The 17,817-nt window shown below is 42.7% G+C and carries 13 protein-coding genes; all 13 read right to left on the reverse strand.

All coding sequences use genetic code 11. The features are described from left to right. Positions 1 to 9 precede the first annotated feature (9 nt). On the reverse strand, positions 10 to 942 hold the full coding sequence (locus tag G613_RS0109410; RefSeq protein WP_029232425.1) for a radical SAM protein: 933 nt from the start codon (positions 940 to 942) through the stop codon (positions 10 to 12). Next, complete coding sequence (purF, locus tag G613_RS0109415) at positions 932 to 2,374, reverse strand: amidophosphoribosyltransferase (protein WP_029232426.1); 1,443 nt, start codon at positions 2,372 to 2,374, stop codon at positions 932 to 934. The genes G613_RS0109410 and purF overlap by 11 nt, the downstream gene beginning before the upstream one ends. Before the next feature lie 162 nt (positions 2,375 to 2,536). Next, entirely contained in the window at positions 2,537 to 3,199 is a 663-nt protein-coding gene (locus G613_RS0109420; protein WP_330361456.1) for a methionine ABC transporter permease, read from the reverse strand. 58 nt (positions 3,200 to 3,257) lie between these two features. Continuing rightward, positions 3,258 to 4,232: a methionine ABC transporter ATP-binding protein gene (locus G613_RS0109425; RefSeq protein ID WP_029232428.1), complete on the reverse strand. Its 975-nt coding sequence runs from the start codon at positions 4,230 to 4,232 to the stop codon at positions 3,258 to 3,260. A gap of 193 nt (positions 4,233 to 4,425) precedes the next feature. After that, positions 4,426 to 5,310: a MetQ/NlpA family ABC transporter substrate-binding protein gene (locus tag G613_RS0109430; protein WP_029232429.1), complete on the reverse strand. Its 885-nt coding sequence runs from the start codon at positions 5,308 to 5,310 to the stop codon at positions 4,426 to 4,428. A gap of 136 nt (positions 5,311 to 5,446) precedes the next feature. Next, positions 5,447 to 6,637: a hypothetical protein gene (locus tag G613_RS0109435; protein WP_029232430.1), complete on the reverse strand. Its 1,191-nt coding sequence runs from the start codon at positions 6,635 to 6,637 to the stop codon at positions 5,447 to 5,449. Positions 6,638 to 6,662: 25 nt separating this feature from the next. Next, positions 6,663 to 7,517: a hypothetical protein gene (locus tag G613_RS0109440; RefSeq protein ID WP_029232431.1), complete on the reverse strand. Its 855-nt coding sequence runs from the start codon at positions 7,515 to 7,517 to the stop codon at positions 6,663 to 6,665. Positions 7,518 to 7,528: 11 nt separating this feature from the next. After that, positions 7,529 to 8,830 carry a DUF5716 family protein gene (locus G613_RS0109445; protein ID WP_029232432.1) on the reverse strand — a complete coding sequence of 434 codons (1,302 nt, stop codon included), beginning with the start codon at positions 8,828 to 8,830 and terminating at the stop codon, positions 7,529 to 7,531. 58 nt (positions 8,831 to 8,888) lie between these two features. Then, positions 8,889 to 12,479, reverse strand: a complete 3,591-nt coding sequence (locus G613_RS0109450; protein ID WP_029232433.1) for a DUF5717 family protein — start codon at positions 12,477 to 12,479, stop codon at positions 8,889 to 8,891. A 255-nt stretch (positions 12,480 to 12,734) separates the two neighbouring features. Then, entirely contained in the window at positions 12,735 to 13,940 is a 1,206-nt protein-coding gene (locus tag G613_RS0109455) for an ABC transporter permease (protein WP_029232434.1), read from the reverse strand. Positions 13,941 to 13,950: 10 nt separating this feature from the next. Continuing rightward, positions 13,951 to 15,159: an ABC transporter permease gene (locus G613_RS0109460; RefSeq protein ID WP_029232435.1), complete on the reverse strand. Its 1,209-nt coding sequence runs from the start codon at positions 15,157 to 15,159 to the stop codon at positions 13,951 to 13,953. Between the two features lie 61 nt (positions 15,160 to 15,220). Then, entirely contained in the window at positions 15,221 to 16,837 is a 1,617-nt protein-coding gene (locus tag G613_RS0109465) for an efflux RND transporter periplasmic adaptor subunit (protein ID WP_029232436.1), read from the reverse strand. Positions 16,838 to 16,843: 6 nt separating this feature from the next. Then, the gene (locus G613_RS0109470) at positions 16,844 to 17,545 is read right to left on the reverse strand and encodes an ABC transporter ATP-binding protein (protein ID WP_029232437.1); all 702 of its coding nucleotides are present in this window, start codon (positions 17,543 to 17,545) and stop codon (positions 16,844 to 16,846) included. Positions 17,546 to 17,817 lie beyond the last annotated feature (272 nt).

Genomic DNA, 17,817 nt, shown 5'->3' on the forward strand with positions numbered 1-17,817 from the left:
ATATGTTTCTCAGATAATTACGTCCCCGGTATATCCAGTCCTCAAATGATTATCCGCACCGTACACAAAGCCCTTCACATAATCATAAGTTCCAAAAAGCGTCTGTCTACCGTAGAACTCCGCAATTCCACCATTTGGCGATGTATACACACCGTCCTGGCACCTGCAGATATCATAGTCTCTATAGCATCTTGTAAAAAGGAGCCTTTGATCATCTCTAGAAATGATATCCTCGTAGGACACCCTCTGGGACCTGGTGAAGTCATTCACCTCCATGGCTGTAATAAAGCCAGTTTTGGGAACTCCCATCTCTATATTGAAATCCATAAATTTGTGGAATTCATCTCGCGTACCGATAAAGTCCTTCATAAGGATGCAGTTGAAGACGAAGATATCCTTGAAGCTTACGCTATTCACTATTTCTTTTAACTCAGAATTGGTAGGAACTTTCCCTGCAAAAAGAGCTGCATTAACCGCATCATCATAATGATGTCTACTAATATGAATAGTATCAATATCCTTAAGGCGCTTAATCTTGTGCATCTGAGACAATCCGCTTCCATTAGTATTAATGGACATCTCCAACATATCTCCGAAGAGCTCGAAACACATGGTGACTATCTCATCAAGAAGCACTATGTCAGTAAAGGGTTCTCCGCCTGTAATGGATATGCCCCTGACAATATCTGCCTCTTTGAGCTTTCTAAGGACATCTTCAAGCTTCCCTGTATCCAGGGTATTTCCATGCATGGAATCCTTCGCCGCGCAGAAAGAACAATTGCAACCGCAGATTTCTGTAGGGATTATGGACAGCTGTAACTGCAGCGGACCGGTCTTTTCCCGATATTCTCCACCATCTCTTGAGCATATGTAGTTTTTAACGCGGATGTCTTTTCCTAATATATTAACAATCTTCGTCTTAGGAATGTTGTTATCGCTCAAACTCACCTCTAATATCCCCACTTGGCGGCTCTACAGGATACTTACCTGTAAAGCATCCCTTGCAGATGCCAAGGTTTCCGCCTACCATCTCTTCAAGTCTCTCTATTCCAAGGTAAGCAAGTGAATCTGCGCCTATTATCTTACAGATATCATCTACATTCCTGTTGTAGGCAATAAGCTGATCCCTTGCAGGAACGTCGGTTCCAAAGTAGCATGGCCACAAAAATGGAGGTGAACTTACTCTCATGTGAACCTCTTTGGCCCCGGCATCGCGAAGCATTCGCACAATGCGGTCTGAAGTAGTTCCTCTTACAATAGAGTCATCGATCATGATGATTCTTTTACCGTTAACAGCGCTCTTTAAGGCGTTAAGCTTAACCTGAACGCTGGATTCTCTGTTCTTCTGCTTGGGCTTAATGAAGGTTCTGCCAATGTAGGAATTCTTGACAAAAGCCTGTCCGTAAGGGATTCCTGATTCAAGGGCATAGCCAAGAGCCGCCACATTACCTGACTCTGGAACGCCAACTACCATGTCAGCTTCCACAGGTGAATCCTTGGCAAGGAATCTTCCTGCAGCAATTCTGGCATCATAGACGCTTACACCATCAATGGTACTATCAGGTCTTGAGAAATAAATATATTCAAAAATGCAGCGTGCATGCTGATTCTTGGGAAGGCACATGGATTTATCGCTGCTGATTCCGTATTCAGGAGAAATAGTTACAATCTCACCGGGTTCAACATCCCTTATAAAGGTAGCTCCGATTGTATCAAGAGCACAGGTCTCTGATGCAAGAACGTAGCAGTTCTCACGTCTTCCTATTACAAGGGGCTTGAAACCATATGGGTCTCTTGCTCCGATAAGCTTTCTGGGAGACATGATAACAAGGCTGTAAGCGCCCTTGATCTTGGTCATAGCCCTACCAACAGCCTCTTCTACCGAGTTGGTCACAAGTCTCTCTCTTGCGATAAGATATGCTATTACTTCTGAGTCGATTGTAGTCTGAAAGATCGCACCGGTATAAGCAAGCTCGTTACGAAGCTCTGGTGCATTGACAAGGTTACCGTTGTGGGCAAGGCCCAAAGTACCCTTTACATAATTAAGAACCAGGGGCTGAGCATTCTCTCTTGTACTGCTGCCCGCTGTAGAATAGCGCACGTGTCCGACACCGATATCACCCTTAAGCTTATCCAGGTGTTCCGGCGTAAATGCCTCATTAACAAGGCCCATGTCTTTGTAGCTGACAACCTTACCCTTAGGACCGTTTGTCTCGCTAACTGCAATACCGCAGCTCTCCTGACCTCTGTGCTGAAGTGAAACAAGTCCATAGTAAATGGACTCAGCCACATCTCCCCCATCAAAATCATACATTCCAAAGACGCCGCACTCTTCCCCCAGGCGCTTGTAACTCTCGGTTCTGTTATCGCTCATACGCTCTCTCCCATTAACATGAATTTCCGTGTCACAACAACATGAATAATATCATTTGACCTATCATATTACAATGCAAATATTGCACATAAATAGGACAAAAAAATGACTATCTGCAAGCCATTCTCATCATCGAAAAAAGCTTGCAAACAGTCATTATTATCAAGACATCTTTTTATACATATAGTTGCCCAGCATCTGGATAAGCTGAACAAAAGCAATAAGGATAATTGAACATACAATCAGGTAATCTGTCTTGTACTGCTGATATCCGTATCTGATCGCAATATCACCAACACCGCCGCCACCGACAGTTCCGGCCATTGCTGAATATCCAATAAGAGAAATGATAAGAAGAACTACGCCGTTGAGCATTCTAGGGATAGACTCTTTTACATATACTCTCATAAGGATCTGGAAGTTAGATGCCCCAAAGGATCTGGCAGCCTCAATAACTCCCGGATTGGTCTCACGAAGGCTTGTCTCAAACACTCTTGCAATATAAGGAATTGCAGATATTGTAAGAGGTACGATAGAAGCAGTTGTTCCAATAGCCTTGCCTACCACAAATCTTGTAAACGGAATCAGGATTACCAGCAAGATAATAAATGGAAAGCTTCTGAATACATTTACAATAAAGCTAAGAATCTCGTATACGATCTTGTTTGGCTTAAGTCCGTCAGGAGCTGTAAGCGTAAGTATTATAGCAGGTATGAATCCAAGGATTACAGAAAAAAGAGTTGACCAGAACACCATATAAAGAGTCTGCTTAAAGGCGTTCAATATAATCTCGGTCATACCGGTTGATGTTAAAATTCCAGACATTTATATTTCCTCCAAAAGACACATAACAACCTGAAATGTATCTTCGCTTCACTACTTATTATTTACCTACAACTTCCCAGGTTACATCATGTGCATCAAGGAACGCGCAGGCCCTCTCCAAATCTTTTTCCTCCATATTAAGGACAAGGCTTCCGTAAACATCCTCACGGAAATCCTCAAGCTTAGCCCAGCAAATATTGAAATCAGTACCAAGCTCCTGAGACATCATAGTAACGATAGGTCTCTGATTGCCCTCTCCGAAGAAAAAGAGCTTAAGATTAACACCGGTTGTAGGAAGCTTATCACTTTCCTCACGTAGGAAATCTCTAATCTCGTGCTCCTTGGGCCAGATAAAGAGCTGCTCAGGCTTACCAACTGCAAGCACTTTTCCGTCACTAAGGAAAGCTACTCTCTGGCAGATCTGCTTAACAACTTCCATCTGATGAGTTACAACTACGATTGTAATTCCCATCTCTTTGTTGATTTTCTGCAAAAGAGCTAAAATTCCTCTTGTAATCTCAGGATCCAGGGCACTTGTTGCCTCATCGCAAAGAAGGAAATCAGGATCAAGCACCAATGCTCTTGCGATAGCTACACGCTGCTTCTGACCTCCTGAAAGTTCCCTTGGCTTGGCATGCATCTTTTCCTCAAGACCAACAAGGCGAAGGAGGCCTTCTATCTTCTCTTTGGACTCTTTGGTATTAGGATTGATTCCCCAGAACTTCATAGGAAGAGCCACATTCTGATATACATCAAGTCTCTCCAAAAGATTAAATCCCTGGAATATCATGCCCATTCTCTTCTGAAGAAGTCGAAGGTTCTTTTTGTCCTTGATATCAACCTTCTGACCATCTACAAGAATGCTGCCGTCATCATAGGACTCAAGGCCGTTAATGCATCTAAGAAGTGTACTCTTACCTGCTCCGGACTGACCGATAATTCCGTAGATCTCACCCTTTTCGATTTCAATTGAGATATCCTTCAATACTTCAGTTTTTTTGAAGGATTTTTTTACATTCTGAATCTGTATCATTTCTTCCAACTTTCAAAACCTATAATATATCTGCATTTCAAAAAATACCTGCACAAGTATATCACAAAATGCTCTAACATGGAAAGGCACGCTACGAATGAGCAGCGTGCCTTTCTTAGGTAGGATTTTTATGGCTATTAGTTATGGCATTTTATGTTTAATCGGCTAATTGTTTTACTTGTGTTCCGTTATATTACTTTGCATCAATAAATGATGTGATTACTGCACCCTTGTAGGTCTCATCGATGTAAGCCTGAACCTTGTCAGACTGGAGAGCCTTAATAAGAGCCTGTGTCTTCTCTGAAGACTCATTTCCCTGCTTAACTACAAGGAAGTTAGTTCTCTTAATGGTTGTCTCCTCATCAAATGACTCGATATCAAGTGCAGGATGCTTAGCAGGAAGCTCAGCTTCAAGGGCATAGTTACCATTGATTGTAGCTGCATCAAGATCAGGAAGTGAAAGTGGAAGGCTTGCAGCCTCAAGTGGTGTGATCACATATCCGTGTGGATTTGCTTCCTTGTCATTTGTAAGTGAATCCTCTGTGTAGTTGGCATCTGTTCCGAAGCCGCCGTTAGAAACAAGGAGTCCCTTCTGAACAAGGAGGTCAACACCTCTAAGTCCGTTGTCAGGATCGTTAGGAATACCGATTGATGCGCCATCTGGAAGATCAGCAAGTGAAGTATACTTCTCTGAGTAAATTCCCATTGGCTCAATGTGGATACCTGCTACAGCTGCAAGGTGAAGTCCTGCATCCTGATTCTGCTGATTCATATAACCAAGTGTCTGGAAGTAGTTGGCATCAAGTTCTCCCTGCTCCAGGGAAGTGTTTGGAAGTACGTAGTCTGAAAATACTACTGTTTCCAGGGTCCAACCATCCTCTGCAAGAACTTCCTTAACGATGTTATCCAGGATCTGAGCATGTGGAACAGGTGTAGCTCCAACTGTGATTGTCTTATCTCCTGCGTCTGAGCTTGCAGGTGCCTGTGTAGTCTCAGCAGATGAGCTGCCGCAGCCTGTAAGTACTCCGAATGAAAGAGCAGCTGCAAGAACTACTGATGTAAATAATCTCTTTTTCATATTTTATTTCCTCCTCAACCCGCCTGCCTGTTTGCCTGCGGTTTATTAACTTGAACTAATAATATATCACATTTTGACTGTTGTGAAATACCCTCATCTTATAATCACCTATAACTATTACTTATACGCTCTCATTTTAGTCCGGATACTTCTCCTCATATCTGCTTACCATGTCCAGTATTTCCTGAGTGTACTTAGGATACTGTTTAGCCATATCTTCTATTTCAAGCTTGGCATTGCCTGCCACCACATCTCTGTTGTACTCCATTCGTTTTCTAAGAGACTGTCTCTGAACATTGAGACTGTGCCTGATCTCAACCTCTTCATTGTGGTTAACAAGACCTTCCGGCTGATGGAGCCAGATCTCAGGATCTTTAACTCTAAAGTGCCTTAGCATGAACACAAGATCCTTTTGGATTGTATCAAGGTTCTTGGTAGCATCTTCAAGCTCAGCTCTTTCTTTAGCTTCCTTAAGATATCTATCGTATAGACTCGTAAGCTCTTTTGACGAAGATACCCTGTACTTAAGGCATAGATAATCAATCAGGTTAGTATTGTTAACGTACCTTATCTTAACCTGGTTCTGAAGCATAATAAGTCTTGAAATAGACTTGCGGACTGACTTAAGTTCCACAAGGGAGTTGGTGCTGTTGACATATAAAAGTGTCACTGCGATAGCAGCCAGGAGCACTGAAATCATGTAGCCATAGGCCACATTCAGCTCAAGAACAAACTGTAATATCAAAAGAAACAGAATAACAAAGCCCAGTGCCACAGCAATGGTAATTATCAGCTTTTTGCTGTTTTCTATGGTATTAACCAGTTCCTCTTCTCTGTATAGATACGCCTCGTGTTCATTATCGAGACGCTTTAGATCGTTGCGGATTTTTTTCTGGTAATCCTCTGCTTCGGAAAGCTTCTTGGCACCTTCCTTGGCCTGAGACTCCAGTCTTTCCATATGTTCAAACTCTTCATCAGACATTTTGCTCTTACGTTTGGCAAACTTATCCTGCTGAGTCTGAGAATCAATTATCTTTTGAGCAAGCTCATTGATTTCAAGCCTCTGCTCAGGGGGCAGGGAATTGATTTCGTCAATATCCCTTAAATGACTGGTTACGTCATTATATTCAAGTTCAAGAGCATCAAGTTCTCTGGCAGCCTCCTCCATCTGCTGAAGGCAGCTTCCAATATACTCTCTTCTCTGGACAGGATCGTCCATATCCATTTCTTTTCTGGTATAGACAATGTCGTTCCAATTCTCAAACTCTGCCTGCTTGACCCATTCATCATCCTGGATCTTACCAAAAATGTTCTGAAGAAACCCCATTTTTTCTCCCCCATCAAAAATGACTTTATCTTCGTGAATCTGAAATCTTATCCTTTATAAGATTTCTATACTCAAGTTTAAGTGCCTCTGTCTGTTTACCTACCTGCTCATAGTACTCGTGCATCTTGCTCTCCGCCTTATATACGGAAATAGTGCCGAGAGTATGTTTGTCATCACTGGCTGAATACAGATCCTCTGCTTCATTCATGCGTTTTTCCAGTTCAAGTGAAGCTTCATAGGCATCCTCATTATCTGCGATAAAGGCCACGTAGTCCCTCTTGGAAAGACGCATCCTGATAGCTGCCAGATACTGAATATAAGACTCTCTGTCCCTGCCATGTTCGAAGGCCTGCATGAACATCTTCTCAGCCCTTTCAAACAAAAAGAGCTTGGCATACATAACTCCTTCGTTGTGCTCTATCCTTGCTCTGAGCTTTCTGTCCACCTCAGGAGTGTTGTTCAACAGGTATTCATATTCCTTGAAGGCCATGCTGTATCTGCCGTTGTTCATAAGGAAATCTGCTCTTGAAAGACGCTTTTTGTAATCGTCCATACCGGCACTTGCCCTTAGAATTTCCTCAGTCTTGTCCACTTCCTTCTTGGAATTGTAGCCAACATAATCAAGGATAGTTCCAGCCATTGACGCAATGGAGCACTTCTTGGAATACATTTTCCTAAGATCATCTGCCAGCCTGTCCAGGCTGCACTCGGCAGCAATCCAGTCAAAAAGCTCCTTGTCAAAACTATCCTCATCCAAAAGAAATGCATTCTGTACGATAAGGTAACACAGCTCCTCAATGCAATACACATTTCGGCCAATTTTATCTATATGATATGGTTTTTTCGCATAGGTGCCTACGCACAAAATTGGCTTAGCCATAAAAACTCCTTTTATAACTCAATAACCTGTTCCCAAACTTTATTTGTCGCCGGGAACAATTCTCCAAAGCCCATATCCTGGACTCTGATATAAACCTCGTCCACCGCATTCATTGTCAGATTGAGACGAAGTCTTGTGGTGCCTCTGGGTCTTTTCTCAAGACCATCAAGGTAGAGCTGAACCACCTTGGGGCTCTTTCCTGTAAGAGGCGTGATCTCAATATCCAGGACCCCTGAAGGATCCGCGTAGATATCAAGCTGAGCCTGGGCTTCATACCAGTTAACTCCTGCATCCAGAATAGCATGGTAGGCTTCAGTTCCACACTTTAACAGCTTCATTCCGATATTGGATTTAAGCTTATCCTCTCCAAGGAACACATATTTTCCGGCCCCTTCAGAAGGCCTTATCCTCTCTCTTGCCGCAATAGTTGCGCCCTTGCTAAAGAGGTTATTTCCCTGAAATACACGTCTTGTCCTGCATAAAAACTCAAGAGATCTCTTGGGCCATTTCTCCCTATAGCCCTCGCCAAGAAGGAACACAGTCGACACAATCTTTTCCCCACATATCTTTTGCATGATATTAAGGAACTCATCATCCAGCCTGTCACAGGTCTTGTGGAAAAGAGCTGCATCCTTGGGAAATCCGTCCGGACCGAGCCTCAGATCATCATGGGTTGAAACATTTATTGTAGCTACGATAGGAGTAGTGTTGGGATTAAGGTTCATCTCATACACATGCAAGGTTTCCAGATCATAGTCACAGGCAATAATTTCATGATGCATCAGTTCTTCCGGCTGGTAGAGCATATAATTGTAAAAGCTCTCCTCGTGGCTCTGGTAAAAGATATTCTGAGTTTTAAGCTCAAGAGCACTTGTAACCGCATTTAAAACCTGCACCATTCTGTGGTCCAGAGATTTGGTAGTAAACATGATAGCTTCTACCATATCAAGCTTAAGCTCCATTGACAGAAGGGATAGACTTCTTTTTACAAACAATGTCAAAAGAGCTATCGGGTCATACTCAGAATCCCCTACCATCACGGGCTTTCCATCTCTTGCTGCCTGAACAAGGTTGTCTACAGCGATAGAATCCCCATCCTCCAGATGGCGTACGGCTTCTTTTCCGTAGTACCACTGGTTGACGTCCTTCCTCTTACATAGAACCGTCGGAATATTATAAAGTTCTGCTCCCGCCAGCACTGAAAGTGTCTCGGGCATGTCAGCATCAGAAGCTAAAAAGCTTATCTGCGACACCTTATCCCCAAGGTCGTATCCCAGCACAAAGCGTTTTTCATTTGAGTTACCAAATAGCATTCCTGTTTCTCATTCCTCGTATTATTTCATGGATGCACAAACCCTCGCATCCACAGTATCAATCATAAATTTCAGTGTTACTATAGCCGGTAAAAATGCTGTCACATACGTTCTTTTTGTGGTAATACTCCAAAAGAAGCTTATCCACCGTCTCATAGTCCTGAAGAGTCTCACCAATCATGATGTCATTGATAATGCTATATCTGCTGCCTGCAATGTTCTTGACTATGTCGCTCTTTGCTATAGTTCCACTTCCTGTAGCCACCTCAGCATTATCCTTGCCCTCTTCGGTGATATAGTACTGAAGCTGTTCTCCAAAGAACAGAACAAAGCTGCTTACGAAAATCCCGTCGTACATTTCCTGCATGTCGCGTTTCTTGTACTCACTGTCTGCTTCTCCCACCAGTCTGTAATGGATTACGCAGTGAGTTCCGGGCTTGGCCCTATACTCCAGCATTGTCTTATCAGCAAACTGGATCATATCAGGTAAAAGATCTTCATACTCCTTGTAGAATGGGAAATGAATATCTTTTCCCATAAGGCTCTTCATAAAGGAAGCTGCAGCCTTCCTGTTTATCTCTTCCCCTGAGCTCTTCTCAGTAGCAAAGTATCTAAGATATGCAAGCTTACATACATCATGAAGAGGAATCCCCTCCAGAGAAAGCTTGGCAATTTCTTCAAATATGAATATGTCCGTAACCTTGCCAATCACAAAGCTATCATAAGCTCCCTGAGTCAGGAATGCCACTTCCACATCAGTATTGGCGCCATTTCTGACATACTCCTTGAAGATATCTATCTTTTCCCCAACATAGGAGCCGGTGTACAGCATCTGTATCAGCATTCTCTCGCACAGCACATAGGTATCAAGGCCAAAAGATTCAGCGGCCTTCCATATATTTCTCTCTTCCTTGAGGGTTCCCTCAAAGTACTTAACAAGATATGTTAGAAGCTGCTCATCATATTTGCCGTTGGAGAAGGCAAAGTACGCAATCTCTATCTCCGCAGGCTGAGCCTCATACTGCTGCCTGTCTATCATCCTGCCACAGAGACGAAGGATTGTCTTGGGATCCACTCCAAAGGTTCCGTAGGTCTTAACCCAGTCAAGAGCCTTCTCATACAGACCTGCCATAACAATAAGCTCCAGGATTTCAGCTCTTTCGCTCCTTGAAAGCTTGGAGGGATCAATGTCCACCAGATATTCTGTAAGCTGTCTTGTAAAGTCATTATCGTAATAGAATCTTATAAGATTATTGCGGATCTCGTTTCTGCATTTTTCTCTTACAAGCTCAGAAGCCGCCAGATCTCTGTATCTTCCCACATTGTCCATGGTGATGGAATATGCATTTTTACCAAGATCAGACAGGAACAGGTCAAGGTTCTCTTTGCCCTTCTGAATGTATGGAATAGCGTAGCTTGCAAGCTTTCCTGGAAGCATCATCTTGACGTTGCTGTAAGGAATGCTGCTGGCATACCTGTTATCGTCATGATCTGCCAAAAATACGCAGTAGTCACTTCCATAAAGCGGAACATAGGCCTTTCCGTCTGTCAGCGGATATTTCATTCCTCTCTGACACTTGTCATAGACCACCAAAACCGAGTTAACCCTCTTGTCAGCGGTCTTGATCTCTGAAGTCTGAAGGACGCTTAAAACCTTGGATGCATTGGCCGCATCTACCATCTGCTTGGTGAGAAGATTCTTGTAAAGATATCCCAAATCCCTGTTAATTCTGCCCTTATCAAGCTGAGCCATGAGATATTTCTCAATCTGAGGCTTGTAGGATTCGTAAAGCTCAGGATACTCTTCCCTTGTCTCATGGATATATCTGTATAGAATCGCATTCTTTTCATAATCAAGATCACTTTGATATGAGAAGTACATCAGAACCATCTTGCTGATTTTGCAAGGAAGAAGCCCATCCTCATCAGTATAAATGGCCATCATATAGTATTCGTAAAGCCTTGTTATGCGCAGCTCTCTCTCAACGCCTTTGGCATACCACTCAAAGGAGCCCTTATCGGTTCGACCTCCCTTTATCAAAAGACCTACCAAAGCTTCCAATACATCATCGCTGCCCTTAATCTCATAGCAGGCTCTAAGGATCCTAAAAAGTCTGTCATTATAGTTACGCACTCTGACTGCCTGATATACAATCTGGTCAATAAGATTAAGGCTGATAGTGCCCTTCTTGGCACCATATTCAAGAACATAAAGTTCAAACTCATCAAGTCTTGTCAGAATAGAGGGTGTCTCGTTCAAAAGAGACATTGCCTCAAGATACAGAATCGGGCTTCTGGATCCATAGGAAAACTGCTCTTCAAGCATCATCCATTTTCTGGGGCTTGAGGAAGTATACTCCTCGGAAATATACAAAAGAAGCCAGGCTATTCGCCAGTTGTCGGGGTTTCTTCTAAAAATCCCTTCCATTCTCTCGGAAATATCATTCACAAAACTATCTTCTCTACTGCTGAGAGTAGACAGATACAGGAAGTAGCTGTATAGTGTATCGCCTGGGGCATCCTCAACTTCCCTTGCCATCTGGTCAAGAAGCCACTTTCCCTCATTGACTCTTCCTGCTGTAATGTAATAATGAGCGGTATAAAGCCTGAATTCCAGGTCATTCTCATCCAGAGCGTTCATCTTGGTGATGATCTTCCCGGTTTCAGAAAGCCAGGCCCTTGGTGTTATCTTTTTGCAGCTAAAGCTCTCGTAGGCTTTGACAAGTTCCACGGTGAGCTTTTTCTTTTCCTGATAATCCACTGTGGGGTGTCTGTCATCAAGGCTCACTGTCACCGTAACAGGAAGCTCTACGCTGGTAAAAGCATTTTCAAAGATAACCTTGCCAAAATTGTTGCCACCATGCAATTTATCTGTGCGGATCTTGATTTTGACCGGGCATGAGGAACCTCCGAAGTCATCCTCATGTATTTCCTGCCTGTCCACATACAGAAAATCTCCGTCTAATCTAACCTTCAGTTCAGAATAACCCCATCCGTTTCTTGTGATAACGACAGGTATTTCCCTAAGCGAAGATGTAAACTCAACTGCAATTTCCTTCTGATCCAGGAAAAAAGCCATTGGCTGCTTCTTGTTGATAGATATCAGAAACTCTTCCACATTCTGCTCATTGCCGGGAATCTCAGAAAGCCCTCTGTATAAGCTCTCATAGGAATCCTCGGTTCCGCTGAAGATTGAAATGAACTCACGAGAATAAAAGAGGTCAACAGCCTCTCTCCAGTCAGTCTTAGCTAAATTTGCAAAATGGAATAGATTCTTGATGTCACCAAGACTTGACGCAATATGATCCAGTCTCACTGTGACAACGAAAGGAAGAAAGTACTCTCCCTGATTAGATATTATTCTAAAGTCGCCCTGCAGGACATCGCCCTTGGCAAGGCCTAGACCGTTAAATCTATAAGATACTTCATAAGGTGTTCCGGAAAAATCCCTTGTGATGACCTGCATTCTCATCTCAGTAGATGACACTTCACCTATAAGCAATCCGTCTTCAGGCCCAAAGATAGTAAAGGAGCCCTCTACGACTTCCCCTGCACTTAGAGATATTTCAACACGGGAAGTAGAGAAATCAAGATTTCTCTCCGCATAATAGTATTTACCCTTTAGCAGCTGATCAACAATCTCTCTCACGACACACCCCAAAACAAAACATATATGCAATATTATACCATAGAATGGGGCGTGGCGGCACATTTACATCAAAACAAGGATATGAAAATGACTAAGAAATCGAATTCGCATTTCACTAAACATGCAATAAAAAGCATGTAAAACATTAAAAATTTAAATTTACGAAGTAACTTCATAGCCGCAAGCGGCTATGAAGTTCAGCGTCTTAATGACATTACCTTTGTAAGTTGCTTTGCCAAATGCTTCTTCGCATCATTACTCAGTTCTCAAAGCTTCGATAGGATCGAGCTGTGCAGCTCTTTTGGCCGGGTAGATTCCAAAGAAAAGTCCGATGGCTGTTGAGATGAGTACTACAATCACAACCAGGATAGGATTGATAGTAAAAGAGAAGCCTACTACCTGGCATATAAGGTAAGAGACCGCAAATCCAAAGAGCATTCCTATTACACCTCCTGTAAAGGTGAGGATTGCTGCCTCTGCAAGGAACTGTGTCAGTATTGAAGATGTTCTTGCTCCGAGGGATTTACGTATTCCGATTTCTCTAGTTCTTTCTGTAACTGAAACGGTCATGATGTTCATAACACCGATTCCGCCGACCAAAAGAGATATGGCCGCAATTATGGCTACTACTGAAGTGATGATATTGAGAATGCTGTCTGTAGTCTGATCAAAGCCCATAGAGGAAGACACCTTAACTGCGCCTTCTCCTCTTATACCCATGACATTTTCAACAACAGATCTGGCACTGGCAAGAACAGCATCTTTGTTCTCACTGTCAAGATAAATGTTAAAAGAGGAAATGCCGTCAGTTGAAAACTGGTAAATATCTGCCACTGTGGTATAAGGCATTGCTCCCATAAGTGTCGGCTCATCACCAAACATAGCGTAAGCTGTGTCCATGGAAGTATCTTTGGTAACTCCGATGACAGTAAGCTCTGCCTGTGTTCCATAGGCATCCAGCGTAAGCGTGTTACCAACAACCTCTTCATAACCGTAAATTGTTTTGGCAGCGGTCTGACTTAATGTGATTACTCTTTTTGCTTCCATAACGTCATTCTTGGAATAATACCTGCCATGGACAATCTCAACTCCTGCAGCATTAACTGTAGCTTCGGTAGCACCGGTTATAAAGCAGTCATAGGTCTTTTGCTTGTTAACAAAGCTTCCGCCCATATTTACGCTGGGCGAAATTCCCATAATGTCATCGATATTATCCTCTATGGTTCTAATCTGCTCCATATCGAAGGTCTTGTCAGTCTTGGTGGTATCCAGTGAAACAGAAACGGTTGTTGCACCAATTGATTCCATTTCGCCGTTGACGGTGGCCTTCATACCATCGCCAATTATAAGCACAGTAAGAACAGCTGAAATACCAATGATGATACCCAGCATTGTCAGAAAAGATCTGCCTTTATTGCTTCTTATGCTTGCTATTGCGCTTTTTACATACTCCAGGTACATTCAGTACTCCTCACAGTCTAAGTGCATCTATAGGTTTCATCTTGGCTGCCTTCCTTGCAGGATACAGCCCGAAGAAAAGACCTATCAGAACCGAGAAAAGAGCTGCTCCTGCCACTGATGTTGGCGTGATGATAACCTCAAAACCAATCAGGGTGCAGATAATATAAGCCATTATTATTCCAAGGATAATTCCGACAATTCCCCCAAGGAGTGTAAGAATTGCAGCTTCTGCAAGGAACTGAGCCATTATTGCTCCCGTCTTGGCACCAATTGATTTTCTGATTCCTATTTCCCTTGTTCTTTCTGTTACGGATACCAGCATGATATTCATAACTCCAATGCCGCCTACAATAAGAGAAATGACTGATACCAAAAGAAGGAACTTGGTAGCATAGCCAAGAATTGTATCAAGCGACTCTGAAAAGTCAGCCATGCTGTAACCACTAAGTGCTTTTGTACCTCTAAGGCCATGTACATTAGTCAGTATATCCTTGGCTTCTTCTACTCTGTCAGCAAGAATATCCTGATCCGCAAAGACAACCAGAGAATAAAAGTTTTCTGTCTGATAGTCGAAATCACTTCCTAGTGCAGTGTACGGAACTTCTATGGTGGCATAATAGTCCTGGCCCTCCATCAGAAATTCATACATTCTGTTCATGCTCTCTCGAAGGCCTACAACTGTATATGTGGCAGTCTTGCCCCACAAAGTAAGCTCAACCTCAAGTCCAATGGCATCCTCTGTTCCAAAAATTTTCTTGGCATCATCGATCAGCATAACGCAGACTCTTTGACCGCTCTCAACCTGCTGTTTGCTAAAATAGCTTCCTTTGCAGATTCCATTGCTAAGTGCGTATTCAAGGGCAGCCGCACCACCGGTTATGTCCGCATTGAAGGTGCCCTTTCTTGTAGAAACCTTTCCGTAGGCACTAAGGTTAGGTGAAACTCCCTTAATATCGGGCATCATGCTCTCAATCAGTTCCATGTCATCACGAGTCAGAGTTTCTGAAGTCTTGGTTGAGTCGATACTGATCATACCGTAGTTACCGGCAATACCGTTGATCTGGCTCTGAACAAAACTGCTCATACCATTTCCAAGAGATACTACCGCAATAACTGCTGCAATACCTATGACAATTCCAAGCATTGTCATAAGAGTACGATAGCCATTTCCTATTATCTGTTTAATTGCGCTTTTTATATATTCCCCTAATTTGCCCATTATACTCAATCTGCGTGACAATCTTATTTCATGTCCGCCAACTTAATATAGAAATACTCCATCATCCTTCAGAAACCACTACAGCCATACCCTCAGTAAGGGTATCGTAGTTGCCTGTAATGATCTGATCTCCGGCAGCTATACCATCTACAATCTGAGCCTCTGTACTTGAGGCAATACCAATAGTAACGTTTTTGCGAGTTACAAGGCCATTCTCAACAACATACACGAAGTCGCCCTCTGAGTCAGTCTGCACATACTCATAAGGAAGTACAAGAGTATTGTCAGCCTTCTGAGCATGGATCTTATTGTTTGCCTCAACTCCGAGAATAATGTCAGAATCAGGATTTGTTATTTTGATTGTAGTATCTACTACTGCTACGCCGTTGTTATTCTTGGTGGCAGTTCCGGAAATCTTGGAAATTTCTCCGGTATATGCCTTGTTGTTAATAGTAATGTCAACCTGCTGCCCTATGGCAATCTTAGGAAGGTCACTTTTTGAAATCTGAATAGAAACTTCCACATCATCAAGGTTAGCAAGTGTAACTGTCTGGGCTCCGGCTGCTACTGTAGCGCCTTCAACAACTGAAACCGCTGTTACAACTCCGTTAAACTCAGCCTTAACTCCCTCTTTTGCCTCCTCAATCTTGGAAATTGTATCCTCCTGAGTAAGGGTTGTTGAATCAAGCTGAGCCTTAGCAGAGGTTGCTGTTCCCGGATTAACCTGAGCTGCCTTGGCTGACTGAAGGTGTGACTGTTCTTCCTGAAGAGTTGTGATCTGTCTCTTCCAGCCCTGAATCTCTGGGTCATTGGAAAGAGCATACTGAACATCCAGCATAGACTGAGAAACAGCCAAAGACATCTGTCTGTCACCTTCAGCTGGATTGTTGTAGGCTCCATCAGTCTGATTGCCGGACTCATTTCTGTAGATATAGTCTGTATTGCCATTTTCGAAATAGCTCTCCATGCTATCCGCAATACCGTTCTGGTTGATATCTGACTGAACCTTCTGAAGATCAGTTAATGTCTGGTTCATTCTGCTGGTCTTATCTGTTATCTTGTTGTTAATTGCATCAATTTCAAGAGTGATTGCATCAAGTCTTGCATTGATCTGGGCAGGAGTCATACCTTCTGCATATTTTCTGTCTTCTGCAGCTGTACCTGACCAGTATGAGCTGTAGCTTCCCTTAGCCTGCTTGATTGCAAGTTCAGCAGTCTGCTGTGAAAGATTAAGTGCATCCTCATCATAGGTATAAAGAGTATCACCAACAGCTACCTTATCTCCAACCTTGACATTAATTTCTGCTAAAGGAGCTGTTACATCAGAGAAATAGGTTTTAGACTCTGCACTCTGAACCGTTCCTGAAACAGAGAGAATGTTCTCGATAGTTCCAAGGCTTGCTTCCTGAGTGTTTACAAACACCACAGCATTCTTGGAAGCATTTATGCTTCTGATAACAAAAAAGGCTACGAGGAGAGCTGCTACTCCTATCGCAATATATCTTTTCTTAAATTTTCTCTTTGGTTTCTTGGCAACCTCGTGGGTTTCGTAGTCTTCGTAAACCTGTGTATCGCTTGCTTTATCAGTCTCCTTTGGCAAATTTGGAGCATCACTTCCTTTAACTGCATTATCCTTATTTTCTATATCTTTTACTTCTAAATCTTTATCCTGTCCCATACTTTTTCACTCCTCTTTATAATCCGGATTCATAATATCGCTGACGATTCGCCCATCTGATATGGTTATGATTCTCTTTGCCTGTTTGGCAATTCCCGGGTCATGGGTAATTATGATTACTGTACGACCCTCAGAGTATAACCTCTTGATGATACTGATGATTTCCTTACTTGACCCTGAGTCCAGGTTACCTGTGGGCTCATCCGCTAGAAGTATCGGCGGCGCCTGAGCTATGGCTCTTGCTATGGCAACACGTTGCTGCTGACCACCTGACATCTCATTTGGTTTGTGAGTCATTCTCTGCCCAAGTCCAACCTTGGAAAGAGCATTCATGGAAAGAAGCTCTCGTTCTTTTTTACCAACTCCTCTGTATATAAGAGGAAGCTCAACGTTTTCAAGAGCTGTAAGAGATGGTATCAGGTTAAAGCCCTGGAATATGAACCCTATCTCTCTGTTTCTGACATCCGACTGCTCATCGTCAGTCATATGGGAAACATCCTGTCCATGTAAAAAATATTTGCCACTGGTTGGTGTATCAAGACACCCCAGCATATTCATAAGCGTGGATTTACCTGAGCCGGACTGGCCAATGATGGCGACAAATTCGCCTTCCCCTATTATCAGGCTCACATGATCAAGAGCCCTGACTTCATTTTCCCCAGGATTGTATACTTTGGATACATCCTTAACTTCGACAAGTTTTTTCATACCTCTCCTCTATAGCCAAAAGATTGCATTGCATTCAAATGTAGTTTCCATTGTATAAAATCTAATCAACTCTACCTAGAGTATTCCATAATATTGTTTTTGTAAATAATTTATCACTTAAAAACACTGTTTTTTCACAGATTTAAACGTTTACGCCTTCTATTATCCCCTATTTTATTGAAGAAAACTTGCCAAGATTATAAATTTTTTATAAAATCAATTCGTTTGCGGCAAAATATGCCAACAGTGCATTACTATATATTGTGTTTTTA

Origin of the sequence: Butyrivibrio sp. VCB2006, assembly GCF_000420945.1 — a bacterium.
In the GTDB taxonomy this organism is placed as follows: Bacteria; Bacillota; Clostridia; order Lachnospirales; family Lachnospiraceae; genus Butyrivibrio.

Coding starts and splice junctions, on each gene's coding strand:
- purF (WP_029232426.1), bottom strand. CDS start 2,374: ATGAGCGATAACAGAACCGAGAGTTACAAGCGCCTGGGGGAAGAGTGC.
- G613_RS0109420 (WP_330361456.1), bottom strand. CDS start 3,199: ATGTCTGGAATTTTAACATCAACCGGTATGACCGAGATTATATTGAAC.
- G613_RS0109425 (WP_029232428.1), bottom strand. CDS start 4,232: ATGATACAGATTCAGAATGTAAAAAAATCCTTCAAAAAAACTGAAGTA.
- G613_RS0109430 (WP_029232429.1), bottom strand. CDS start 5,310: ATGAAAAAGAGATTATTTACATCAGTAGTTCTTGCAGCTGCTCTTTCA.
- G613_RS0109435 (WP_029232430.1), bottom strand. CDS start 6,637: ATGGGGTTTCTTCAGAACATTTTTGGTAAGATCCAGGATGATGAATGG.
- G613_RS0109440 (WP_029232431.1), bottom strand. CDS start 7,517: ATGGCTAAGCCAATTTTGTGCGTAGGCACCTATGCGAAAAAACCATAT.
- G613_RS0109445 (WP_029232432.1), bottom strand. CDS start 8,830: ATGCTATTTGGTAACTCAAATGAAAAACGCTTTGTGCTGGGATACGAC.
- G613_RS0109455 (WP_029232434.1), bottom strand. CDS start 13,940: ATGTACCTGGAGTATGTAAAAAGCGCAATAGCAAGCATAAGAAGCAAT.
- G613_RS0109460 (WP_029232435.1), bottom strand. CDS start 15,159: ATGGGCAAATTAGGGGAATATATAAAAAGCGCAATTAAACAGATAATA.
- G613_RS0109465 (WP_029232436.1), bottom strand. CDS start 16,837: ATGGGACAGGATAAAGATTTAGAAGTAAAAGATATAGAAAATAAGGAT.
- G613_RS0109470 (WP_029232437.1), bottom strand. CDS start 17,545: ATGAAAAAACTTGTCGAAGTTAAGGATGTATCCAAAGTATACAATCCT.